The following is a 21,402-nucleotide window of genomic DNA, read 5'->3' on the forward strand; positions in this document are numbered from 1 at the left end:
GGCTGAAACCGGACTGACTACAATCAATAGTCCGCATTTGATTCGCAATAGTCCAAACTCATGACCGACCCGCTTTCCGAAGTCATCTCGCTGCTGCAGCCCGGCACGGTGTTCTCCAAGGGCATCAGCGGGGCGGGCAAGTGGGCCGTGCGCTACGAGGCCTTCGGCCATCCCAGCTTCTGCGCCGTGCTCGAAGGCAGCTGCCGCCTCATGGTCGACGGGCACGAGCCGCTCGTGCTGCAGGCGGGCGACTTCCTGCTGATGCCCGCCACGCCCGGGTTCACCATATCCGGCTTCGAGCCGGCGCGGCCGAAGAAGATGGACCCGTCGGTGGCGGCATCGCCCGGCGGCGAACTGCGCCACGGCCGGCAGGAGGGGCCGGTGGACGTGCGCTTGCTGGGCGGCTACTTCGTGTTCGGCTCGCCCGACGCGGCGCTCATCGTCTCCCTGCTGCCGCAGCTGGTGCATGTGCAGGGCGAGCCGCGGCTGTCGGTGCTGGTGCGGCTGCTGGCCGAAGAGGCGCGCGAGCAGCGTGCCGGGCGCGAGCTGGTGCTGGGGCGCATGGTCGAGATCCTGCTCATCGAGGCGCTGCGCTCCGGCACGGGTGCCGGCGCTTCGCCAGGGCTGCTGCGCGGGCTGGCCGATGCGCGCCTCTGCGCCGCCATCCGCCGGATGCACGAGGCGCCCGCGCAGGCCTGGACCATGGAGCAGCTGGCGAAGGAGGCGGCGCTGTCGCGCTCGGCCTTCTTCGAGCGCTTTTCGCGCGCCGTCGGCATCCCGCCCATGGAGTACCTGGTCGCCTGGCGGATGGCCCTGGCCAAGGACCTGCTCAGGCGCCGGGCATGCGGCCTGGCCGAAGTCGCCGAGCGGGTGGGCTACAGCTCGGCCAGCACCTTCAGCACCGCCTTCAGCCGGCACGTGGGGCAGCCGCCGGCCCGCTTCGCACGCGCGCTCGCGACGGCCGTCGCTGCCTGAGATCCGGCCGGCCTTGCGGTTGCCCGCGTCCGCGGGCACCATAGCCGGACCGCGGCAACCCGGCGCTCGGTTGCCGCCCGTCACTCCGCGAGCGCGCCACCCGGGCCACCCCACGCCATGTACGCCATGTACTTCCTCTGGCCGCAGTTTCTCTGGCTGTTGCTGGCGATGCCGCTGTTGCTGGCGCTGTACGTGTGGCTGATCCGCCGCAGGCACCGCGCGGCCCTGCGCTACAGCAGCCTGGAGACCGCCCGTGCGGCCGTCGCGGGGCGCCAGTGGCGCCGGCACCTGCCGCCCGCGCTGCTGCTGCTTGCGCTGGCCGGCCTGGCGGTGGCCGCGGCGCGCCCGGTGGCGCGGGTGCCGCTGCCCTGGGCCCGCACCGTCATCATGATGGCCATGGACGTGTCGCTGAGCATGCGCGTGGGCGACATCGAACCCACCCGCATGGTGGCCGCGCAGGCCGCCGCGAAGGACTTCCTGCGCGACGTGCCGCGCCACATCGAGGTGGGCATGGTCACCTTCGCCGGCAGCAGCCATGTCGCCCGCCAGCCCACGCTGGACCGCGATTCGCTGGCGGCCACCGTCGATGCGATCCAGATGCAGATGGGCACGGCCGTGGGCGACGCCATCGTGCTGTGCCTGGCCGAACTGTTCCCGGAGCAGGCCATCGACGTGACCGACCTGAGCTATGGCAACCGCGCATCGACGGGCCGCAGCCTGGATGACAAGAAGAAGCCCCCGCCGCGCGAATTCAAGCCCGTGGCGCCGGGCTCGAACAACAGCTCGGCCATCATCCTGCTGAGCGACGGCCGCCGCACCACCGGCGTGGACACGCTGGCAGCGGCGAAGATGGCGGCGGACCGCGGCGTGCGCATCTACGTGGTGGGGCTGGGCACGGTGGACGGCGTGGCCAACGCGCCCGAGGGCATGTCGATCTACCTGCAGCTGGACGAGCCCACGCTGCGCGAGGTGGCGCGCGTGACCGGCGGCCAATACCACCATGCCGGCACGGCAGAGCAACTGCGCAGCGTCTACCAGAACCTGGGCTCGCGCATGGAGATCATGACGCGCGAGACCGAGCTGACGGGCCTGTTGGGACTGGCCGCCTGCCTGGTCGCGCTCGTGGGCGCGTCGCTGTCCTTCCTGTGGTTCGGTCGCCTGGCCTGAGGCGGCCCGCCCGCCTTCAGACCGGCCGGATCAGGAAGCGCACCGGCACTTCGCGCCAGACCACGCTGCCGTCGTCGGGCGTGGGCTTGAACTTCCACTTCCACACGGTCTCGACGGCGGAGCGATCGAGTCGTGCGAAGCCACTGGACTCCTTGACCTCCACCGCCAGCGGAACGCCCTGCGGCGAGGTGCGCACGCGCAGCAGCACCGTGCCCTGCTCGTTGTTCGTGCGCGATTCGGGCGGGTAGGGCGCGCTGGGGTTGGGCGGGTTGGCGGTCCACTCGCCGCCGGGCATTGCGGGCGCCGGCGCAGTGCATGCGGCCAGCAGCGCCAGGCCCGTGGCGGCCGCGAGTGCGGCGATTGCAGCTTGCAGGTTCTTCATCATCGCTGTCTTCTCCTGTGGGTCGCGGCGCATGCTGCCACAGGCTTGTAAACGTGCGTGAAGGCGCGAATCAGTCCACGAAGGACTTCACCTTCACCGGCAGCACCGGCGGCTGCCACCGGTAGTCCGGCGCCAGCACGTTGCGCCCGGGCTCCTGGCCGTTCCAGCGCAGGTGCAGCAACTCCGCCAGGGTCCAGCCGGCCCAGTCGGCACGGAATGGTCGCTGCGCCGCCGCCTGGTGCAGCGGCTCGTTGCGCCACACCAGCGCCGGGATGCGGTAGCCCGATTCGGTGTGGGGGCTGTGGCCGGCGCGGTCGCCGCCGTGGCCCACTTCCTGGCCGTGGTCCGACAGGTACATCCAGGCGCGGTGGCCGCCCTGTCCGCGCCCAATGCTGCGGGTGAGTTGCAGCGTCTCCGACACCACGAAGTCGTGGTACAGCAGGGCGGCGTCGTAGTCCTGCCGGAAGCTGCGCACCCAGGCGGCGCGGCCGTCCTTCACCATCTGCGACTCCACCGCGTCCACCTCGTCATCGAAGGGGTTCTGGCCTCCGGGGTAGCGCAGCCGGTAGTGGGGATGCGCGCCCAGCAGGTGCACCACCACCAGCTTGCGCTCGGCCGGGTCCTCCAGCGCTTCCTGGATGCAGTCGAGCAGCTCGCCGTCCAGCGAGGCGCTGGCGCGGCCGGGCGTGCGGTTGACGAACTCGACCACGTCCGCGAGGCGCGCATGCTGCTGCTCGATCGCGACGTCGTCGTGGTTGCTCATCCACCAGACCTTGTAGCCGGCGGCCCGCGCCAGGGCCAGCAGGTGCTGCGGCTGCGCCTCTTCGGGCCGACCGAAGGCGAACATGTTGCGCAGGGCGGGCAGGGTGCTCGCATCCACCGACCAGGCATTGCGCAGCACCAGCATGTTCTCGCCCGCCTGGCGCTGCTGCACCTGCAGGCGCGGCGTGGTCGCGCGGCGGTAGCCGTACAGGCCCATGTTGTCGCGGTTGATGCTGTCGGTGATGACCAGCACCACCGTGGAAGGACCGCTGCGCGTGATGACCGGTGCCGCCTGCTTCGCGCGGGCCAGCACCTCGTCGCGCTCGCGCTGCTGGTCGGCCATGTCGGCCGCGAGCGTCTGCACCGACTGCGCCCAGTTCGACCAGAAGGCCAGGGGATGCAGGCGGCGCCAGGGCTTGCTCGCATAGGCCACGGAGGCGATCAGCAACGCGATCACGAGGGCGATCACCAGCCAGCGCGGCGTCTGCGCCGGGCCCCTGCGGCCGCGGCCGGACAGGCGCCAGGCCAGCGTGCCGGCGCCCGCCAGCGCGGCCAGCCACAGCACCACCGTGCGCCAGTGCAGCCACAGGTACTCGCCGCCTTCGCGCCCGTTGCTGTTGGCCACCGCGCCCAGCACCAGGGCGCCGTCCGGGGCGGCCTGGTAGCTGTCCAGCAGGAAGGCGCGCGCGGCGCCGTCCAGCGCGAAGAGCATGACCCAGGTCCAGAGCGCCACGCGCCGCAGTCGCATCGCGGCGGTGCTGCGAAGTGGCCATGCGAGCCAGGCCAGCAGGGGCAGCAGCAGCAGGAGCAGTTGCGCCACCCGCCGGCCGTCGTGGCCCAGGACGATGAAGACGGCCGCCACTGCCGCGAGCCCGGCCATGGCCCATCCCCATCGTTCGGGCTGCATCCGGGGGGTGGTGGCGGGGATGTTCATTCTGCGGGCGGAGATCGGGCGGGGCGTCGGCTGGCGCGCATTCTGCCGGCCATGCCGCGAGCCGCCCGGCCCATGAACCCAGGACAAGAAAGGGACATTGCCTTTGCTGCGCTGCGGCATCGACAGGGGTGGTGCGGCGCGCGACGCGGGCGCACAATGGTCCGAACCCGGCTCCAACGCCCCTTGTCCATGCTGGCTTTCGAATCCGCCTGGCGAATCCTTTCCGCAGAGCACGCGCAGATGCGCGAGCTTGCGCTGGCCTTGCAGCGCGACGCGCAAGACGGTGGGTGGCGCAGCAGTACCGCCGCGCTGTCGGCGCTGCAACGCAGGCTGCAGGAGCTTCAACAGCTGGACAACGACAGCCACCGCCCCAAGGGCGTCGCGCTGGTGGCCGCGCTGCGCGGCAAGTCGGCCGAGGTGGATGCCCTGCTCGAGACGCTGGAGTCCGACCAGTCCCGCTGCGACGACTGGCTGGCCGAGGCCATCGCGCTGTGCGAGCAGGTGCGGGCCGGCCGCGAGCCGGCCGCCGCCGAACTGCAGCAGACGCTGGGCAGCCATGCGCAGGTGCTGCTCGAACACCTGGATCGCGAGGACACGGTGCTGCGCGAGATTTCGGCCCGATGCCTGGCGCCCGAAGACTGGCCGGCGATCGTGTCCTCGATCTCGAAGGTGCTGCGGGCGTCGCGTCCGGCAGCCCCTACGTCGCGCTGAGCCGCGCGGCCGTATCGCCGGTGCCGATCCAGCGGGTGATCCGGCTGTCGCTGCGCCAGCAGAAGATCTGCACCCAGTCGGTGTCGTGCAGTTTGCCGGCGGGCAGCCGGCGGCCCCGGGTGCGTCCGATCACCGTCACGTGGTTCGTGCCTTCGAGGAATTCCAGCGGCTGGAACTCGACGATCTCGTCGGACTGCGCAAGCGTGGCGAACCACTCGGCCACCTGCTGCTTGCCCTTGCAGGTGCCGCCGAAGGGCGTGCCGGTCTCGGGCTTGCCCAGGAAGCGCCATTCGACGTCGTCGGACAGCAGTTCCAGCAGGGCAGGGATGTCGCGCCGGCCGAAGGCGGCGTAGCCCCGCATCGCGATGTCGGTGGGTGTGCCCATGGCGACTCTCCTCGGTGAAGAAAACGGGCCGAAAGTCTAGTCCTCCGGGGGCCGCTTGCAAGGTGTCTCAGCGCGTTGACACCCGTGGGGGCACGGCGATGTCGAAGTGAAGCACTTCCTCGCGCGCTCCCAGCTTTTCGTAGAGCGCGACGGCCGGCGCATCCGGCGGGTCGGCCTGCACGAAGATCACCCAGGCGCCGCGCCGCGCCGCGAGGTCCTGCAAGCAGCGGATCAGCGCCGTGGCCACCCCGAGGCGGCGCTGCGGCTGGGCCACGGCCAGGTCGTAGATGTAGATCTCGCTGCGCTCCTGCTCGAACTTGGGCAGCTCGTAGGCCGCCAGGCCGCCAACGACCCGGCCGGCGTCGTCGCAGGCGGCCAGCGCGATGAAATGGTCGCTGCCCTGCAGCTTGCGCAGGTAGTCAGGGCGTGGCCGCTTCGCGCCGTAGGTCTGCGTGTCCTCGAAGGCGTCGCCGAAGACGTCGAGCAGCTGCTGCATCAGCGGCTCGACGTCGGCCAGGAGATGGTGGACGGTGAAGGTGCTCATGCACCCCGTTGTAGCGGACGGCGCCTGCATCCGGATGCAGTGACCGTCCGCCGGCCGGGGTCATCCGGCGCTGCGCAGCAGTTCGAGCAGGGTGTAGATCGGGTCCTGCGGCGCCGCGGCACCCACCGGCGCGCGCACGCCGAAGAGCGCGGCCGGATCCTTCTTCAGCTCCGGCCGCTCGCGTTCCTCGATCCAGTCGTAGACGACGACACGGTCGGCCACGCGCCATTCGCCGCCGCGGCGCTCGAAGCGGTCGACGTAGCGGCCGCACAGGAAGGTTTCCGACTCGGGCCTGGCGGCACCGGCCTGCAGCGCGAGAAAGCTGCTCTCCACTGCCGCGCTGTTGCCATGCAGCTCGATGAGGATGTTGCTGACCTGGTGCACCCGGCGCCCGCCGGAGCGCAGCTTCGACAAGGCCTGGTCGATGAAGCCCGAGGCGCTGCCGCGCCAGGCGCCGTGGCAGTCGGTGGCGTCGGGCCAGTAGGCCGAGCGCAGCGCCTCTTCGTCGGCGCGGTCGATGCCGCGGCAGTAGCGGTACAGGCAGTCGCGGATCGCCTCGCGGTCCAGCAGCGCCTGGAGCGCGTCCCCTGGCGAGCCGCTCATGCAGCCGCCGGCGCGGCGGCGCGCTTGAACAGCTGCACCACGTTGCCCTCGGGGTCGCGCAGCGACAGCACGGCGCCGTGCGCGCCCATGTCGCGCACGCCCAGTACCTGGCCGCCGGCGGACTCGATGCGGGGGCGCAGGCCCTCCTGCTCGAAGTCGTCCACTTCCAGCACCACGACCGCGCCCGAGGTGGCGGGCGCTGCTTCTTCGGGGCAGGCCAGCGACAGGCTGGCGTTGCCCAAGTTGTACTGGACCCAGCGCTCGGCATCCCGGAACTTCAGCGGCAGGCCCAGCGCATCGGCGTAGAAGGCATCGAGCTTGCCCGGCTCGCGGGCGACGAGGTAGACGTTCTGCAGTCGCATGACGGTGGTCATGCCGCTCACCCCACCGTGGTCTGCGAGGCGCCGCCGTCGATGGCGAACACGTCGGCGTTGATGAAGCGCGAGGCGTCGCCGGCCAGGAAGCAGATCGCGTCGGCGATGTCCTCCACCGTGCCCAGGCGGCCCAGCGGCGTGCGGCCGATGCGCCTGGCATCGAGGTCCGCGTTGCGGTGCTTGGCCGTGCCCTCGGTGGGCACCGCGCCCGGCGCCACCGCGTTGACGCGGATGCGCTTGGGTCCCAGGTCGGCCGCTGCCGCGCGGGTGATGCCCAGCACGCCAGCCTTGATGCCGCTGTAGACGATGGAGCGCATCGGCGACTTCAAGCCCGCCACCGAGGCCACGTTGATGATCGAGCCGCCGCGCTCCGGGTCCATCACCTCGGCCGCGGCCTGGATGCCCCACACCACCGACTTGAAGCCGATGCCCAGCATGCGGTCCATCACGTCTTCGGTGATCTCGTCGACAGGCTGGTAGCGCACCCAGGCGGCGTTGTTCACCAGGATGTCCAGGCGCCCGGCTTCGCGCGCCAGTTTCAGCACGGCGTCGCGCATGCCTTCGCGGCTGGACACGTCCTGCGCCAGCGCGATGGCGCGGCCGCCCAGGCGCTCGATCTCGCCCACGGTCTCGGCGACGAACTCGGGCTTGAGGTCGTTCACGCCGATGGTGGCGCCCAGCTGGGCCATCGCGAGGGCGGTGGCGCGGCCGATGCCGTGGCCGGCGCCGCTGATGAAGGCCACGCGGCCGTCCAGGGAGGTGTTCATGGTCTCACTCGTCCTTCTTGTTCGCGCCGGCGCTCTCGCGCACCAGCAGTGCGTCGAGCGCCCAGGCGCCTTGGCCCTGGTCTTGCACCAGCAGCGGGTTGATGTCGATCTCGGTCACGCGGTCGGCATGCCGCGCTGCGAAGCGCGAGAGCTTCACGATGGCCTGCGCGGCGGCCTGCACGTCCGCCTTGGGGCGGCCGCGTGCGCCGTCCAGCAGGGCGAAGGCCTTGAGCGAGCGCAGCATGGCCAGGGCCTGCGCCTCGTCCACCGGCGCGGTCTCCAGCGCCACGTCGCGCAGCACCTCTGCAAAGATGCCGCCCAGGCCGACCATCACGACCGGGCCGAAGACCGGGTCCTTCTTGGTGCCCAGGATCAGCTCGGTGCCGCCACGGGCCATCTGCGCCACCAGCACGCCGGTGATGCGCGCCCTGGGCGCCTTGACGGCCACGCGCTCCAGCAGCGCGCCGTACTCGGTGCGCAGCTGCGATTCGGACTGCACGCCCACCACCACGCCACCGACCTCTGTCTTGTGGGCGATGTCGGGCGACACGATCTTGAGCACCACCGGAAAGCCGATGCCGCCCGCGAAATCCAGCGCCTGCGGCAGGCTTTGCACCACCTGCTCGCGCAGCATGGGCAGCCCGGCCTGGCCCAGCGCGGCCTTGGCGTTGGCTTCGTCCTCGAAGGCGGCGTCGGCCAGGGGCGGCAGGTCTTGCAACGAGACGGCAGCGGTCTCCGCGCGCGACTGGTTCTTGCCCAGCTTCACCAGCGCGGCCACCGTCGCGCAGGCGGCGTCGATGCCTTCCACCGTGGGCAGGCCCATGGCGTTGAGCTGCGCCAGCACCTCGCGCGGTCCGCGGCAGCACAACAGGATCAGGCGGTCCGGATGCTTCTCGCGCACCTGCCGCAGCGCGGCGATGTAGGTGTCGCGCAGGCGCGGCACGTGGAAGGCCGCGGCCGATTGCAGGATGAGCGCATCGCACACCGGGTCCTCGGCCACGGCATTGAGCACCTGGGCCAGCAGCTCGGGCTTGCTCGACACCTGCGCCGTCATGTCCACCGGGTTGGCCGGCGAGGCATAGGGCAGCACCGAGAGGATGCGCTCGCGCGTTTCCTGCGAGAGCTTGGGCAGCTCCAGCCCCTGCGCGCTGGCGGCATCCGCCAGCAGCACGCCGAAGCCGCCCGAGGCGGTGATGAGTGCGGTGCGGCCGCCGTGCGGCAGGCGCTGGCGGCCGACGACCGCGATCGCGTGGCCGACTTCCAGCAGCTGCTCGATGCTGGGCACACGCAGCGCGCCGGCGCGGCGCAGCACCGCGTCGAACACCGCGTCGGAGCCGGCCAGCGCGCCGGTGTGCGAGGCCGCGGCCTCGCTGCCGGCTTCGGACACGCCCACCTTCAGCACGACGACGGCCTTGCCGGCTTCGCGCGCAAGGTCGAGCGCCTTCACGAAGCGCTCGCCGTCGCGGCAAGTCTCCATGCAGCACAGGATGACGGAGGTGGACACGTCGCCCGCCAGCGAGGCGATGCCGTCGGCGATGTCCACGTCGCATTCGTTGCCGGTGGTCAGCAGGCGGCTGATGCCCACGCCGCGCTCGGCGGCCAGGCGCATGGTGAAGCTGCCCAGGTTGCCGCTCTGCGAGACGATGCCCACGTTGCCCGCGGCCGGCATGGCCGACTCCAGCGCGACCGAGAAGGTGGCGATGCTTTTCTCGGCAATGCCGATGGCGCCCAGGCAGTTGGGCCCCACCACGCGCATGCCGGAGTCGCGCGCCACTTGGCTGATCTGGCTTTGCAGCCGGCTGCCGGCCTCGCCCATCTCGGAGAAGCCCGAGCTGAGGATCACCGCGGCGCGCACGCCGCGCCGGGCGCAGTCGCGCACCACGTCCAGCACGCCTTCGGGCGGCACCGCCACCACGGCCAGGTCCGGCGCCTCGGGCACCTCGGCCACGCTCGCATATGCCGGCAGCGTCTGCACGACGCCGCCCTTGCGGTTGATGGGATAGATCGCGCCGGCATAGCCGTACTTCTGCAGGAACTGCAGCGGTCGGCCGCCGATCTTGGTGGCGTCGTCCGATGCGCCGAAGATGGCGATCGAGCGCGGTTGGAAGACCGCGTCCAGGCCTCGTCCGATGTCCATGCTCAGCGCCCCTTGTAGACCGGCTGGCGCTTTTCCAGGAAGGCGGTGCGCGCTTCCTGGGCGTCCTCGGTGCGCGAGAGGGCCATGGTGAAGTTCTGCTCGAAGCGGTAGCCGTCGCGCTGGGGCATCAGGTCCATCATGTTGGCGGCCTGCTTGGCATAGGCCACGGCCAGCGGCGCCTTGGAGGCGATATCCTGCGCAATCTGCATGGCCAGGGGCATCAGCTCGTCGGCGGGCACCACCTCGTCGATCACGCCGCGGCGGTACAGCTCGGAGGCCGGCACCTTCATGCCGGTGAAGAACATGCGGCGGGTGAAGGAGCGGCCCACCATCGTGCGCAGCATCGACACGCCGCCGGCCAGGCCGACGTTGATCTCGGGCATGGCGAAGGTCGCGTCCTCGCTGGCCAGGAAGATGTCGCAGGCGGCCATGAGGCCGAAGCCCGCGCCCAGCGCCGGCCCGTTGACCGCGGCGATCACCGGCTTGGCGCATTCGCGGATGGCGTTGCCGGTCTCGCGCGTCAGGCGGTTGTGGCCCAGGAAGTCGCCGGCCCTGTCGGGGTCCGGGCGGTCCTTGAGGTCGGCGCCCGCGCAGAAGTACTTGCCCGTGCCGGTGAGGATGGCCACGCGGATGTCGCTGCGTTCGGACACCTCGTCGAAGGTGTCGATGATGCGCTGGCGGGTGGCGCGGTCCACCGCGTTGACCGGCGGCTTGTCCAGCCGGACGACGGCGATGTATTCGGATACTTCGAGGCTGACGGTCATCGTGCGCTCCCGGCGAGGTTGGAAGAAAGGGAAGGGGTGGATTCGGTGGTGGCCGGCGCCAGCAGCAGCGCGGCATGCGCCAGGCGGTCGCCGTAGCGGAACTCGGAAGCCAGCAGGCGCTGCGCCAGGCGCGTGGCCAGCACTTCCTCGCTCACGCCCATGCCGCCGTGCATCTGGATGGCGGCCTCGGCGCAGGCACGGGCCGACTCGGCCAGCGACACCTTGGCCAGGCGCAGCGTGCGGCGCAGGTCGGGTGCGTCCTGCTCGTGGGCGTGGAAGCAGTGGATCACCAGGCCCTTGGCGCCCAGGTACTTCACGTACATGTCGGCCACGCGGTGGCGCAGCACCTGGAAGGTCGAGAGGCTCACGCCGAACTGGCGGCGTTCCTTCAGGTGCGTGGTGGTCTGCTGGATCAGCGCGGCCAGCGCTGCCACGGTGTCGGTGGCGGTGAGCAGCAGCGCGGCATCGGTGGCGGCCGCCAGCGCATCGCGGGCGGCAGCGCCGCGGGCGATGCAGGCGCTTTCGGGCAGCGTGAGCTTGTCCAGCACGAAGTCGGCGCCGCGGCGGCCTTCCATGGTGCGGTAGCTGGCGACCGGTGCGCCGATGCGCTCCGCGTCCACCAGGAAGAGGGCGGCCTCGCCGTCGACCCAGGCGGGCACCAGCCAGTGCGTGGCGGGCAGCGTGGCGTCGGCGCCCAGCACGCGGCCGCTCAGTTCGTAGCCGATGTCGAGGTGGCGGGCCTGCACGGCGATCTCGTCGGGCGTGGCCGAGAGGGCACACAGCGGCGCGACCTGCGCGCTGCCTTCGGCCACGGCTTCGAGCCAGCGGCCGGCGACTTCAGGCGCCGCCGATTTCAAGAGCAGCGGCACCACGGCGCAGGTTTCCACCACGGGCAGCTGCAAGCCATGCGTGGCCAGGCCTTCGACGATGGAGGCGAGGTCGGCCAGCGTGCCGCCCACGCCGCCCGATTCCTCGGCAACGAGGGTGGCGGTCCAGCCCAGCTCGCGCACCGGGTCGCCTTCGATGGTGGCGGCGCCGGCGTGGTCCTGCGCGTAGCGCTGCGCCGCGTCGAGCAGCATGCCGGGGAAGAGGGAGGGGAAGGAAACGGAGGACATGTGGATCAGGCTCCCAGCAGTTCGTTGGCCACCACGTTGCGCTGCACTTCCGAGGTGCCGCCGGCGATGGTCCGGGCGCGGGTGAACATGTAGTTCTGGATCCAGGTGGCGTCGGCCACCTCCTGGCCTTCGACTTCGGCGAGGAAGCGGTGCGCCGCGTCGGGGCCGACGGCATCCAGGGCGATGGTGGTCAGGCGCTGCGCGCAGTCGGCCACGGTCATCTTGATGGCCGAGGGCTGCACGCCCAGCGGGCGCTGGTGGATCAGGTCGTCGGTGGCCTGGGCCATCATCACGCGGGCCCCCTTCACGTCGGCTTCGCACAGCAGCAGCTTGTGGTGCAGGCCGCTGAAGTCGCGCCTGGCGCCGGCGGCCTTGGTGGCTTCCTCGACCAGGCGCGTGACCTGGCGGCGGATGAGCTCCAGGCGGGCCACGTTGGCCGGAGGCAGGCGCTCGCGCTCCAGCAGGAACTTGGCGCAGGTCCAGCCCTTGCCGACCTCGCCGATCAGGTTGTCGGCGCGCACGCGCACCTCGTCGAAGAACACTTCGTTGAGGTGGTGCCAGCCGTCGATGGTGTGGATGGGGCGCACCGTGATGCCCTTCGTGTCCATGGGCACCAGGATCAGCGAGATGCCTTCCTGCTTCTTCGCTTCCCTGGAGGTGCGAACCAGCATGTAGATCATGCTGGCCTCGTGCGCATGCGACGTCCAGATCTTCTGGCCGTTGATGACCCACTCGTCGCCCTCGCGGCGGGCGCTGGTGGTCAGCGACGCGAGGTCCGAGCCCGAGCCCGGCTCGGAGTAGCCCTGGCACCACCAGTCGGCGCCGTCCAGGATGCGCGGCAGGAAGCGCGCCTTCTGCTCGGGCGTGCCGAAGCGGATGATGACCGGGCCGATGTGGCCCAGGCCGTGGTGGTACAGCGGCGGGCAGTCGTTCTCGGCCATCACCTCCTCGAAGATCAGGCGCTGGCGGATGTCCCAGCCGGTGCCGCCGGCTTCCCTGGCCCAGCCGGGTGCGCCCCAGCCCTTGGCGTTGAGGATCTTCTGCCAGGCCTGGTACTCGCGCTTGGTGATCTTCTGGCCCGCGGCCACGACCGCGCGGATCTCCGGCGGGCAGGCCTCGCGCGCGAAGGCTTCCAGCTCGCGCCGGAAGCCGGCGTAGAACTGCGCGTCGCGCTCGGGGGTGTCGTTCTTTGTGTCGGACATGGTGTCTCCGTGAAGTCCCGTCGAATTCGTTCTCGTGGGCGGCGCCGGACGCCGCCGTGCGCTCAAGCGTCGCGGCGCAGCGTGGCGATCAGCTCTTCCAGCGCGGCCACCGCGGCATCGGCCTCGCGCCGCTTCAGGTGGTGCGCGATGCGGTGGCGGATGGGGAAGAGGTCGGGTCGTGCGCGCGAGGGCAGCACATGGGTCATGCGCTCGCGCAGAACGGTGGCCATGGTCTGCGCCATCAGCATCAGCGCCTCGTTGTGGCCGGCGGTGGCAATGGCCTGGAAGAAGCCGCTGGCCGTCTCGATGCGGCGCGCCAGGGGCGCGTCGGCCGGCATCTCCTCGATGTGGGTGGCCGCGACCTGCACCGCGTCCAACTCCTCAGACGTGCCACGCTCGCAAGCCAGGCGCAGCAGCGTGCCGTACAGGGTGCGGTAGGCCTCGTCGATGTCGGGCTGCCCCAGGCGGCCTTCGACCACCAGCTTGCGCAGCGACTCGGCCAGCATCATGTAGGCGCCCTTGTAGAAAACCAGCGCCTCGTCGGCCGGGCCGCCGCTCATGTGCCGCACCTGGCCGATGAAGACCAGGTGGTCGCCCGCGTCATGGCAGGCGAAGCGGCTGCATTCGAAGCTGGCCAGGCAGTCCTCGATGAGCGGGGTGCCCAGCGGGCCCGGGCGCCACTGCACGCCCTCGAACTTGTTCTCGATCCTGCTCGATGCGAAGCGGCCGGACAGCGCATCCTGGCTCTGCGACAGGATGTTGATGGCGAAGCTCTCGGCCTGCGTGAACACCTCGCGCAGCTTGCTGGCCTTGCGCAGGCTGAACAGCACCAGCGGCGGCTCCAGCGAGACCGAGCTGAAGGAGTTGCAGGTCAGGCCGGCGGGCTCGCCGTCGCGCGTGCGGGTGGTGATTACCGCCACGCCGGTCGGAAAGCAGCCCAGCAGCTGGCGGAACAGCCCGGCCTCGATGGGCGTGAGGCTCGCTGCCGGCGGCTGGCTCTGGGCCTGCACCGCCGGTTCTTCGCGGACGAGGGTGGCTGAAGACGACATGGCGCGGCTCCTTGCTTGCGTGCTTGCTTGCGTGCGGTGGCGCGCCCTCAGGCGGCGGCCAGCTCCGGGGCGGGCTCGGCCACGTGCGGCGGGTCGTTGGCGATCTCCTGCTGCACGGCCGGGATGATGACCTTGGCCCAGGTCTCCAGCTGGCGCAGCATGGTGGGATGGTCGAAGTCGCCCATCTGCGTCTGGAAGCAGTAGTGCACCGGCTTCAAGGCGCGGATCTCGGCGACCACGCGCTCGATCACGGTGTCGATGCTGCCCACCGGCAGCAGGGCGCGCATCTCGTCCAGCGTGGGCTCGCCCTCGACGATGCCTTCTTCCACCTGGTAGTCGTCGGCGATCTGCGCGGTGCGGCGCTTCAGGCTCAGGGCCACGCGGCGCTGGTAGCGGGCGCAGTCCAGGTAGGCCTCGACCTCGGCCTTGTCGTTGCTGGCATAGGCGGCACGCAGCAGGCCCACCGGCACTTTGGCCGCGTCCTTGCCTTCGGCCTTGGCGACCTTGTCGATGAGGGCGCGGTGCGCGTGCATCTTCTCCACGCCGCCGTCGCCGCCGGAGACGAACACGTGGTGGCCGCCCTTGACGGCACGCGACACGAAGGCCGGGTCCACGCTGGTGATCCACATCGGGGGCATCGGCTTTTGCAGCGCGCGCTGGCTGATGGCGCTCATGGGCTGCTGGTAGAACTCGCCGTCGTAGCTGAACTTGGGCTGCTTCAGGCCCAGCTCCAGCATGTCCAGCATCTCGAAGGTGCGCTGCTTGGCCGTGTCCAGCGAGACACCGAAGCGCTCGAACTCGAAGTGCTGGTAGCCCGAGCCGATGCCCAGGTTCAGGCGGCCGTCGGAGAGCTGGTCGACCATGGCGACGTCGGCGATCAGGCGCGCCGGCGTGTACAGCGGGGCGACGACAATGCCGGTGCCCAGGCGGATCTGGCGCGTGGCCGCGGCGCAGTGGGCGATCATGGTCAGCGGCGACGAGCACATGCCGTAGTTGCTGAAGTGATGCTCCGCGTACCATGCGGCGCCGAAGCCCAGCTCGTCCGCCCGGCGCGTCTGCTCGACGGCATCGCGCAGGATCTGGTAGGACGTCTTATGCTTGTTCCGTTGCTGCATCAGGATGAAGATTCCGAAATCCATCGCTGGTCTCCTAAGGGGGTGATTGGGGTTGCGATCGATGGTAGGAGCCGGGTCCGCGCGTGGCGCACCAGCATGCGCACAGCTTCTTTGCGACTTTCGAAATGAAGGCACTCGATTCCCTCCGCATCTTTGTCACCACCCTGCGCAAGGGCAGCCTGTCGGCCGCCGGGCGCAGCCTCTCGCTCTCACCAGCCACCATCTCGCGGCGCATCAGCGCGCTCGAGGAGGAACTGGGCGTGCAGCTGGTCGACCGCACCAGCCGCCACCTGAATGCCACCGAGGCGGGCGTCGCCTTTCTGGAGAGAGCCGAGCGGGTGCTCGAAGCGATGTCCGACGCAGAGGACGCGGCGCGCAACGCCAAGCTGCTGCCCGAGGGGCGCCTGCGCGTGCACTCGCGCACCCAGGTGGGCCTGCGGGTGATCGCGCCGCTGCTGCCGCGCTTCCAGCAGCGCTACCCCGACATCCAGCTGGAGTTCGAGCTTTCGGAGCATCCGGTGAACCTGGTCGACCAGGACTTCGACATCGACATCCGCACCGGCGCCTCCAGCGATTCCAGCTTCGTCATCAAGCGCCTGCTCAGCAGCGACGAGGTGCTGGTGGCCAGCCCCGCCTTCATGAAGGTGCACAAGCGCGTCAAGCATCCCAGCGACCTGCCGCAGGTGCGCTGCCTCACCTACCGGCGCGAGCGCGAGGCCACCACCTGGAAGTACATCGACGAGCAGGGCCAGCAGCAGGAGCTGGTGATCCAGGGCGTGATGAGCGCCAACAACGGCGAGATGCTGCGGCTGGCGGCGCTGGGCGGCATGGGCGTGGCGCTGCTGTCGGAGGCCACGGTGCGCAGCGACATCGAAAGTGGCTCGCTGCTGCGCCTCATGCCGCAGTACCGCTTCGCGGTGCGCGGCTTCTCCAACGGCATCTACGCGGTGTTCCGCCAGAGCACCACGCTGCCGCTCAAGGTGCGCTCCTTCGTCGACTTCGTGGCCGACGAGCTGCGCAGCGCGGACGATCAGATGGCCGCCGCGCGGGCGGCGGCCCTGCAGGCGGCAGGCTCAGGCGGCTGAGGCCGTCGCGCGCGAGGGCGCTGCTGCGGCGAAGCGCGCCGGCGCCAGGCCTGGGGCGGGCAGGCCGCGCAGCTCGAACAGGCCACCGTCCTGCGGCAGCCTGCCTTCCAGGTGCGTGCTGCGCGAGATCGAGGTCACGTACAGGCTGCTCAGGCCCGGTCCGCCGAAGCACAGGCTGGTCGGGTGCGTGGCCGGCAGCTGCACCAGTCGCTCCAGCGTGCCGTCGGGCTTGAAGCGGGCCAGCTGCCCGGTGCGGGTGAGCACGGTCCAGACGTGGCCCTCAGCATCCACGGCCGCGCCGTCGGGGCCGGAGCCGAAGGACTCGGTCTGCACGAAGACGCGCGGTGGGCCCAGCGGGCCCTGCGCCGCGTAGTCGTAGGCGTAGATGGTGCGGATCGCGCTGTCGGCCACGTAGAGCGTGCGGCCGTCGGCGCTGAAGCAGGGGCCGTTGGCCAGGCCGAAACCGGGCGCGATCTGCTCCACGCTGCCATCGGGCCGCAAGCGGTACAGCCCGCCCAGGATCGCGTCGCCTGGCTGGCGGTTGATGTGCATGGTGCCGGCGACGAAGTTGCCGAAGGGGTCGCACTTGCCGTCGTTCAGGCGCACGTCGGGGTGCTCGATGCCGATGCCGGCCAGCGTCTGCAGCTCGCGCGTGGCCCAGCGGTAGCGGGCGAAGCGGGTCTTCAGGGCCACCACCACCGAGCCGTCCTCGCACAGCGCCATCGAGCCGATGGGGGCGGGCAGGCTGTGCTGCTCCAACTCGCCGGTGGACGGCACCAGGCGGCGCAGGCTGCCCGCCAGCGAATCGATCCAGCACAGCGCGCCCGAGGCGGCGTCCCAGCAGGGGCTTTCGCCCAGCAGGTCCTTCGTGTCTCCGATCCTGTGCACCTCGACGGTCATGGTCTCCTCGCCCGGGTCCGGGGAATGGCAGTGGTTGTTGTTGCGTGAACGCGCGCAGTGTCGCAAGCCACCGGGCGCGCTCCCCGGTGTCCGGTGCAAAGCAGCTTTTCACTCCTTGCACCGTCATGGGAAAAGCCGCGGACTAGACTGGATTCAATGCCCCGTTGCCGGGGCGCACAAGGAGACAACAGAGTGATCAAGCGACTTTTCATCGGCGGGCTGCTGCTCGCCCTGGGCACCGCCTTCGGTCCCCTGGCCCACGCGGCCGACCCCGTGACCCGCTTCGTGGTGCCCTTCGCCGCCGGCGGCGGCACCGACCAGTACGTGCGCCTTCTCGCGGCCGAGCTGAGCAAGAAGGGCATCCAGGTCATCGTCGAGAACAAGCCGGGCGCCAGCGGCATCATCGCCGCCGACTACGTCGCCAAGGCGCGGCCGGACGGCCACACGGTGCTGGTGTCCTCCATGGGCACGCTGGCCACCAACACGGTGATGTACGACAAGCTGCCCTACAACCCGGCCAAGGACTTCGCCTCGGTCACGCAGATCGCCTACCAGCCCTCGGTGATCGTGGGCCGCATGGACCTCCCCTACAAGAACATCAAGGAGATGGTCGAGTACGCCAAGAAGAACCCAGGCAAGATCAACCGGGGTTCGCCGGGCGCAACCATCCTGACCAACCTGGCGCCACTGAAGTTCGAGCGCGACGCGGGCTTCAGCACCACGCACGTGCCTTTCAACGGCGACACGCCGGGCATCCAGGCGCTGCTGGGCAACACCATCGACATCCAGGGCACCTCCATCACCGGATCGCTGCAGCACGTGAAGGCCGGCAAGCTGCGCGTGCTGGGCGTGATGGACAGCAAGCGCCTGCCGCAGGTGCCCGACGCGCCCACCTTCAAGGAGCAGGGCTTCGACATCGAGGCGCTGCTCTGGTATTGCCTGTCGGTGCCCTCGGCCACGCCCAAGGACTCGATCAGCAAGCTGAGCAAGGCGGTGAACGAGGTGATCGCCGAGCCCGACTTCGTGCAGCGCGCCCAGGCCATCGGCATGGAGCCGCGCGGCAGCACGCCCGAGCAGATGGACAAGTTCATCCGCAGCGAGTTCGACCGCTGGGTGCCGGTGCTGCAGAGCCTGAACCTGCCCAAGCAGGACAGCTGAGCGAGCGCCGGTCTCTTCTCGCGCAAGGCCCGCTGTCCTACAGGGGGCCTTCTTCTTTTGGGCGCCTGATTCGTCCGTTGCAGCCGTCAGGCGGGCGGGTGTGTGCGACACGGACATTGGGGCCACCGGACGATGTCCCGCTGCCCGGCGACGGCGCACATTGGGGTTGCGCAGCACAAATCGAACAAGGCAATGAGGTCTGGCCGCGCCGAAGAACGACAACGACAACACCAAGGAGTGCGCCATGCCCATCCCGATCCCGCGCCCGGACCACGATCCGATACCGATCCCCGTGCCTTTCCTCCCGCCCGACCGCTCCCAGATGCGCCCCTACGGCGCCAAGCCGGCCTGAGCGCCGCCATTGGGCGAGCGTCCGCACCGCAAGCCTAGGGTTTGCGTCGGGGTGCAAGTGGCGCGCCGCGTTCCAGAATCGCGGCCGATGAAGGCCCCGCTCGCATTCCTAGCTGCCTCCCTGGTCGTGCCCTGTGCGGCACTCGCCCAGGACTCGGGCAGCGACACCACGCCGGCACCCTCGCTGCCGCCCCTCACCGTTACCCTGCCGCGCGGCTCCGCGCCGCCGCTGGCGGTGCCTGCCTCGGTCGACGTGGTGGACGGCGAGCAGTTGCGCAATGCCAACTTGTCGGTGAACCTGTCCGAGGCCATGGGCAGCGTGCCGGGCTTGCAGATCCAGAACCGGCAGAACTACGCGCAGGACCTCCAACTTTCCATCCGCGGCTTCGGCGCGCGTTCGACCTTCGGCGTGCGCGGCGTTCGCATCTACGTGGACGGGGTGCCCGCCACCATGCCGGACGGGCAAGGCCAGACCTCCAACATCGACATCAGTTCCGCCGACCGGGTGGAGGTGCTGCGCGGCCCTTTCTCTGCGCTGTACGGCAATTCCTCGGGCGGCGTGATCCAGGTGTTCACGCAGGCCGGCGAGGGTCCGCCGCGCCTGGGCTTCGGCGTGGCGGCTGGCAGCTACGGGACCTGGCGCGAGAGTGCGCAGGTCAGTGGCTCCACCCCCTCGGTGAGCTATCTCCTGAGCGGCAGCCACTTCGAAACCGACGGCTACCGGGACCACAGCGCGGCCGAACGCAACATCATCAACGGCAAGTTGGGCATCCAGTTGGGCGACGACAGCAAGCTCACGGTGGTGATGAACGGCGTGCGCATCCGCGCCGACGACCCGCTGGGACTGACGCCGCAGCAGTACGCCCTGAATCCGCGCAGCGCCGCCGTGGCGACGCAGTACAACACCCGCAAGACGGTCGACCAGATGCAGGCGGGCCTGATCTACGAGAAACGCCTGAACGCCGACAACGACCTGCGCCTGATGGTCTACGACGGCGAGCGCAGCACCACGCAGTACCAGGCGATTCCGCCCTCGGCGCAGGTGGCGGCCTCGAGCGCGGGCGGCGTGATCGACCTGCACCGCGACTACGGCGGCGTGGACGCGCGGTGGACCACGCGCGGGCAGTTGGCCGGCCGGCCCTTCGAGATTTCCACTGGCCTGGCCTACGACACGCTGGACGAACACCGCCGTGGCTACGAGAACTACACCGGCACCGTGGCCAATCCCACGCTGGGCGTGCGCGGCCGGCTGCGACGGGACGAGATCAACAAGGTCCACAACCTGGACCCCTACGTTCAGGGCCAGTGGCAGATCGCCGACCAGTGGAGCCTGGAGGCCGGCCTGCGCTACAGCACGGTGGATTTCGATTCGAGGGACCAGTACATCCAGCCGGGCAACGGCAACGACAGCGGCACGGCCGACTACAAGCGCGCTTTGCCGATGGTGGCGCTGCGCTATTCGCCCACGCAGGACCTGTCCTTCTACGGCACCTGGGGCCGCGGCTACGAGACGCCGACGCTCAACGAGCTGTCGTACCGGCCGGACGGCAGCAGCGGGCTGAACTTCGCGCTGCAGCCCTCGGTGAACGACAGCGTGGAGTTCGGTGCCAAGGCGAAGCTGGCCGGCGGCCTGCTGACGGCCGCGGTGTTCCAGACGCGCACCAGCGACGAGATCGTGACCAACTCCAACGTGGGCGGCCGCTCGACCTTTCGCAACGCGCCAAGCACCCAGCGCGACGGCTTCGAGCTGGCCTGGCAGCAGGAGACCGCGGGGAACTGGCGCACCCAGCTGGCCTACACCTGGCTGCGCGCACGCTACAGCGATGCCTTCTGTTCGCCGCAGCCCTGCACCGGCGCCAACACGGTGCAGGCGGGCAACGAGATCCCGGGCGTGGCGCCGCAGGCCATCTTCGCGTCCTTCGGCTACGTGCCGCCGCAGGGCTGGCGCGCCGGCGTGGAGATGCGCGCGCTGGACAAGATCCAGGCCAACGACATCAACACCGTGAGCGCGCCGGGCTATGCGGTAGCCGCGATCTACACGGGCTATGTCCTGAAGCTGGAGCACTGGGAATTCAATGCCTTTGCGCGCATCGACAACCTGTTCGAAAAGCAGTACATCGGCTCGGTGATCGTGAACGAGGGCAACGGCCGCTACATCGAGCCGGCCCCTGGGCGCAACTGGACAGCGGGGGTGGGCGCGGCGTATCGTTTCTGACGCCGGCCGGGCGCATTGCTGCGCCAGCCGGTTGTCCATATGGCATTCCAGAACCGGGAGCAGGCGGGACTCCGCCTGGCAGACGCACTGGCCGCGTGGCGCGGCCAGCCGGACCTGATCGTGCTGGCGCTGCCGCGCGGCGGGGTGCCGGTGGCGGCGGTGGTGGCGCGCGAGCTGCATGCGCCGCTGGACATCCTGGTGGTCCGCAAGCTGGGGCATCCCGGCCAGGAGGAATACGCGATGGGTGCCATCGCCAGCGGCGGTGTGCGCGTGCGCGCGGAGCCGGGCGACTGGCCGGTGTCTCCATCACAGCTCGACGAGATCGTGCAGCGAGAACAGGCGGAGCTGCAGCGGCGCGAGTGTGCCTATCGGGGCGACCGGCCAGCGCCTTCGCTGCAGGGGCGCCCGGTGCTGCTGGTGGACGACGGGCTGGCGACCGGGGCCACCATGTCGGCGGCGGTCCACGCCGTTCGCGCGCAGGCACCCTCCCGGATTGGCGTGGCTGTACCAGTGGCTTCGCGCGAGGCCCTGGCCATGGTGGGCGCGCTGGCGGACGAGGTTGTCTGTCCTTTGGTGCCTGAGCCTTTTCATGCGGTCGGGCTCTGGTATCGGAACTTCGAGCAGACTTCGGATGAGGAGGTGAAGGCGTTGTTGTCTCAGGTCGGATGAGTTCGCCTGCCGCGCCCCGTGCGCTCCGAACGATGCAC

The 21,402-nt window shown here is 70.2% G+C and carries 21 protein-coding genes; 7 read left to right on the forward strand and 14 right to left on the reverse strand.

The genetic code is table 11. The features are described from left to right. The first annotated feature begins 60 nt into the window (after positions 1 to 60). Together BM345_RS06185 and BM345_RS06190 are read left to right on the forward strand one after the other, a co-directional pair. Positions 61 to 975: an AraC family transcriptional regulator gene (locus BM345_RS06185; RefSeq protein WP_093376700.1), complete on the forward strand. Its 915-nt coding sequence runs from the start codon at positions 61 to 63 to the stop codon at positions 973 to 975. 126 nt (positions 976 to 1,101) lie between these two features. Next, positions 1,102 to 2,142, forward strand: coding sequence for a VWA domain-containing protein (locus BM345_RS06190; protein WP_093377322.1), 1,041 nt, complete (start codon positions 1,102 to 1,104; stop codon positions 2,140 to 2,142). Positions 2,143 to 2,158: 16 nt separating this feature from the next. On the opposite strand, the gene BM345_RS06195 is transcribed toward BM345_RS06190, so the two are convergent. Beyond that, positions 2,159 to 2,527: an energy transducer TonB gene (locus tag BM345_RS06195; protein WP_175544921.1), complete on the reverse strand. Its 369-nt coding sequence runs from the start codon at positions 2,525 to 2,527 to the stop codon at positions 2,159 to 2,161. Between the two features lie 67 nt (positions 2,528 to 2,594). Beyond that, a complete protein-coding gene (locus BM345_RS06200; protein WP_368086477.1) occupies positions 2,595 to 4,220 on the reverse strand; it encodes a sulfatase-like hydrolase/transferase in 1,626 nt (541 codons plus the stop codon). Positions 4,221 to 4,409: 189 nt separating this feature from the next. Here BM345_RS06200 and BM345_RS06205 point away from each other — a divergent pair, with 189 nt between their 5' ends. Further along, complete coding sequence (locus BM345_RS06205; protein WP_175544922.1) at positions 4,410 to 4,931, forward strand: hemerythrin domain-containing protein; 522 nt, start codon at positions 4,410 to 4,412, stop codon at positions 4,929 to 4,931. Here BM345_RS06205 and BM345_RS06210 read toward each other — a convergent pair. The 11 genes from BM345_RS06210 to BM345_RS06260 form a co-directional block, all read right to left on the reverse strand. Further along, on the reverse strand, positions 4,918 to 5,316 hold the full coding sequence (locus tag BM345_RS06210; RefSeq protein ID WP_093376707.1) for a nuclear transport factor 2 family protein: 399 nt from the start codon (positions 5,314 to 5,316) through the stop codon (positions 4,918 to 4,920). The genes BM345_RS06205 and BM345_RS06210 overlap by 14 nt on opposite strands. Positions 5,317 to 5,383: 67 nt before the next feature. Beyond that, positions 5,384 to 5,860: an AAC(3)-I family aminoglycoside N-acetyltransferase gene (locus BM345_RS06215; RefSeq protein WP_093376709.1), complete on the reverse strand. Its 477-nt coding sequence runs from the start codon at positions 5,858 to 5,860 to the stop codon at positions 5,384 to 5,386. A gap of 60 nt (positions 5,861 to 5,920) precedes the next feature. Further along, positions 5,921 to 6,463: a nuclear transport factor 2 family protein gene (locus tag BM345_RS06220; RefSeq protein WP_093376712.1), complete on the reverse strand. Its 543-nt coding sequence runs from the start codon at positions 6,461 to 6,463 to the stop codon at positions 5,921 to 5,923. Further along, positions 6,460 to 6,837, reverse strand: a complete 378-nt coding sequence (locus BM345_RS06225) for a VOC family protein (protein WP_093376714.1) — start codon at positions 6,835 to 6,837, stop codon at positions 6,460 to 6,462. The genes BM345_RS06220 and BM345_RS06225 overlap by 4 nt, the downstream gene beginning before the upstream one ends. Positions 6,838 to 6,842: 5 nt before the next feature. Continuing rightward, complete coding sequence (locus tag BM345_RS06230; RefSeq protein ID WP_093376716.1) at positions 6,843 to 7,604, reverse strand: SDR family NAD(P)-dependent oxidoreductase; 762 nt, start codon at positions 7,602 to 7,604, stop codon at positions 6,843 to 6,845. Positions 7,605 to 7,608: 4 nt separating this feature from the next. Continuing rightward, positions 7,609 to 9,741, reverse strand: coding sequence for an acetate--CoA ligase family protein (locus BM345_RS06235; protein ID WP_093376719.1), 2,133 nt, complete (start codon positions 9,739 to 9,741; stop codon positions 7,609 to 7,611). 2 nt (positions 9,742 to 9,743) lie between these two features. After that, positions 9,744 to 10,505: an enoyl-CoA hydratase/isomerase family protein gene (locus tag BM345_RS06240; protein ID WP_093376722.1), complete on the reverse strand. Its 762-nt coding sequence runs from the start codon at positions 10,503 to 10,505 to the stop codon at positions 9,744 to 9,746. Next, the gene (locus tag BM345_RS06245) at positions 10,502 to 11,620 is read right to left on the reverse strand and encodes an acyl-CoA dehydrogenase family protein (protein ID WP_093376725.1); all 1,119 of its coding nucleotides are present in this window, start codon (positions 11,618 to 11,620) and stop codon (positions 10,502 to 10,504) included. Before BM345_RS06245 ends, BM345_RS06240 begins: the two co-directional genes overlap by 4 nt. 5 nt (positions 11,621 to 11,625) lie before the next feature. Next, positions 11,626 to 12,822 (reverse strand): acyl-CoA dehydrogenase family protein, encoded by a 1,197-nt coding sequence (locus BM345_RS06250; protein ID WP_093376727.1) that lies wholly within the window; start codon positions 12,820 to 12,822, stop codon positions 11,626 to 11,628. A 62-nt stretch (positions 12,823 to 12,884) separates the two neighbouring features. After that, entirely contained in the window at positions 12,885 to 13,871 is a 987-nt protein-coding gene (locus tag BM345_RS06255; RefSeq protein ID WP_093376729.1) for a flavin reductase, read from the reverse strand. A 47-nt stretch (positions 13,872 to 13,918) separates the two neighbouring features. Beyond that, positions 13,919 to 15,010 carry an LLM class flavin-dependent oxidoreductase gene (locus tag BM345_RS06260; RefSeq protein ID WP_093376732.1) on the reverse strand — a complete coding sequence of 364 codons (1,092 nt, stop codon included), beginning with the start codon at positions 15,008 to 15,010 and terminating at the stop codon, positions 13,919 to 13,921. A gap of 101 nt (positions 15,011 to 15,111) precedes the next feature. Here BM345_RS06260 and BM345_RS06265 point away from each other — a divergent pair, with 101 nt between their 5' ends. Then, entirely contained in the window at positions 15,112 to 16,071 is a 960-nt protein-coding gene (locus BM345_RS06265) for a LysR family transcriptional regulator (RefSeq protein ID WP_093377330.1), read from the forward strand. Here BM345_RS06265 and BM345_RS06270 read toward each other — a convergent pair. After that, positions 16,060 to 16,971 (reverse strand): SMP-30/gluconolactonase/LRE family protein, encoded by a 912-nt coding sequence (locus tag BM345_RS06270; protein WP_093376734.1) that lies wholly within the window; start codon positions 16,969 to 16,971, stop codon positions 16,060 to 16,062. The genes BM345_RS06265 and BM345_RS06270 overlap by 12 nt on opposite strands. A 192-nt stretch (positions 16,972 to 17,163) precedes the next feature. On the opposite strand from BM345_RS06270, the gene BM345_RS06275 reads away from it, so the two are divergent. The 3 genes from BM345_RS06275 to BM345_RS06285 all read left to right on the forward strand — a co-directional run bounded on the left by BM345_RS06275 (position 17,164) and on the right by BM345_RS06285 (position 21,364). Next, positions 17,164 to 18,129 carry a Bug family tripartite tricarboxylate transporter substrate binding protein gene (locus BM345_RS06275; RefSeq protein ID WP_254789598.1) on the forward strand — a complete coding sequence of 322 codons (966 nt, stop codon included), beginning with the start codon at positions 17,164 to 17,166 and terminating at the stop codon, positions 18,127 to 18,129. A gap of 439 nt (positions 18,130 to 18,568) precedes the next feature. Further along, on the forward strand, positions 18,569 to 20,695 hold the full coding sequence (locus tag BM345_RS06280; protein ID WP_093376739.1) for a TonB-dependent receptor family protein: 2,127 nt from the start codon (positions 18,569 to 18,571) through the stop codon (positions 20,693 to 20,695). Positions 20,696 to 20,734: 39 nt separating this feature from the next. Further along, positions 20,735 to 21,364 carry a phosphoribosyltransferase gene (locus tag BM345_RS06285; protein WP_093376741.1) on the forward strand — a complete coding sequence of 210 codons (630 nt, stop codon included), beginning with the start codon at positions 20,735 to 20,737 and terminating at the stop codon, positions 21,362 to 21,364. Positions 21,365 to 21,402 lie beyond the last annotated feature (38 nt).

The organism is Variovorax sp. OV329, assembly GCF_900114785.1.
Lineage (GTDB): Bacteria > Pseudomonadota > Gammaproteobacteria > Burkholderiales > Burkholderiaceae_C > Variovorax.

Coding starts and splice junctions, on each gene's coding strand:
- BM345_RS06185 (WP_093376700.1), top strand. CDS start 61: ATGACCGACCCGCTTTCCGAAGTCATCTCGCTGCTGCAGCCCGGCACG.
- BM345_RS06190 (WP_093377322.1), top strand. CDS start 1,102: ATGTACTTCCTCTGGCCGCAGTTTCTCTGGCTGTTGCTGGCGATGCCG.
- BM345_RS06195 (WP_175544921.1), bottom strand. CDS start 2,527: ATGATGAAGAACCTGCAAGCTGCAATCGCCGCACTCGCGGCCGCCACG.
- BM345_RS06200 (WP_368086477.1), bottom strand. CDS start 4,220: ATGAACATCCCCGCCACCACCCCCCGGATGCAGCCCGAACGATGGGGA.
- BM345_RS06205 (WP_175544922.1), top strand. CDS start 4,410: ATGCTGGCTTTCGAATCCGCCTGGCGAATCCTTTCCGCAGAGCACGCG.
- BM345_RS06210 (WP_093376707.1), bottom strand. CDS start 5,316: ATGGGCACACCCACCGACATCGCGATGCGGGGCTACGCCGCCTTCGGC.
- BM345_RS06215 (WP_093376709.1), bottom strand. CDS start 5,860: ATGAGCACCTTCACCGTCCACCATCTCCTGGCCGACGTCGAGCCGCTG.
- BM345_RS06220 (WP_093376712.1), bottom strand. CDS start 6,463: ATGAGCGGCTCGCCAGGGGACGCGCTCCAGGCGCTGCTGGACCGCGAG.
- BM345_RS06225 (WP_093376714.1), bottom strand. CDS start 6,837: ATGACCACCGTCATGCGACTGCAGAACGTCTACCTCGTCGCCCGCGAG.
- BM345_RS06230 (WP_093376716.1), bottom strand. CDS start 7,604: ATGAACACCTCCCTGGACGGCCGCGTGGCCTTCATCAGCGGCGCCGGC.
- BM345_RS06235 (WP_093376719.1), bottom strand. CDS start 9,741: ATGGACATCGGACGAGGCCTGGACGCGGTCTTCCAACCGCGCTCGATC.
- BM345_RS06240 (WP_093376722.1), bottom strand. CDS start 10,505: ATGACCGTCAGCCTCGAAGTATCCGAATACATCGCCGTCGTCCGGCTG.
- BM345_RS06245 (WP_093376725.1), bottom strand. CDS start 11,620: ATGTCCTCCGTTTCCTTCCCCTCCCTCTTCCCCGGCATGCTGCTCGAC.
- BM345_RS06250 (WP_093376727.1), bottom strand. CDS start 12,822: ATGTCCGACACAAAGAACGACACCCCCGAGCGCGACGCGCAGTTCTAC.
- BM345_RS06255 (WP_093376729.1), bottom strand. CDS start 13,871: ATGTCGTCTTCAGCCACCCTCGTCCGCGAAGAACCGGCGGTGCAGGCC.
- BM345_RS06260 (WP_093376732.1), bottom strand. CDS start 15,010: ATGGATTTCGGAATCTTCATCCTGATGCAGCAACGGAACAAGCATAAG.
- BM345_RS06265 (WP_093377330.1), top strand. CDS start 15,112: ATGAAGGCACTCGATTCCCTCCGCATCTTTGTCACCACCCTGCGCAAG.
- BM345_RS06270 (WP_093376734.1), bottom strand. CDS start 16,971: ATGACCGTCGAGGTGCACAGGATCGGAGACACGAAGGACCTGCTGGGC.
- BM345_RS06280 (WP_093376739.1), top strand. CDS start 18,569: ATGAAGGCCCCGCTCGCATTCCTAGCTGCCTCCCTGGTCGTGCCCTGT.
- BM345_RS06285 (WP_093376741.1), top strand. CDS start 20,735: ATGGCATTCCAGAACCGGGAGCAGGCGGGACTCCGCCTGGCAGACGCA.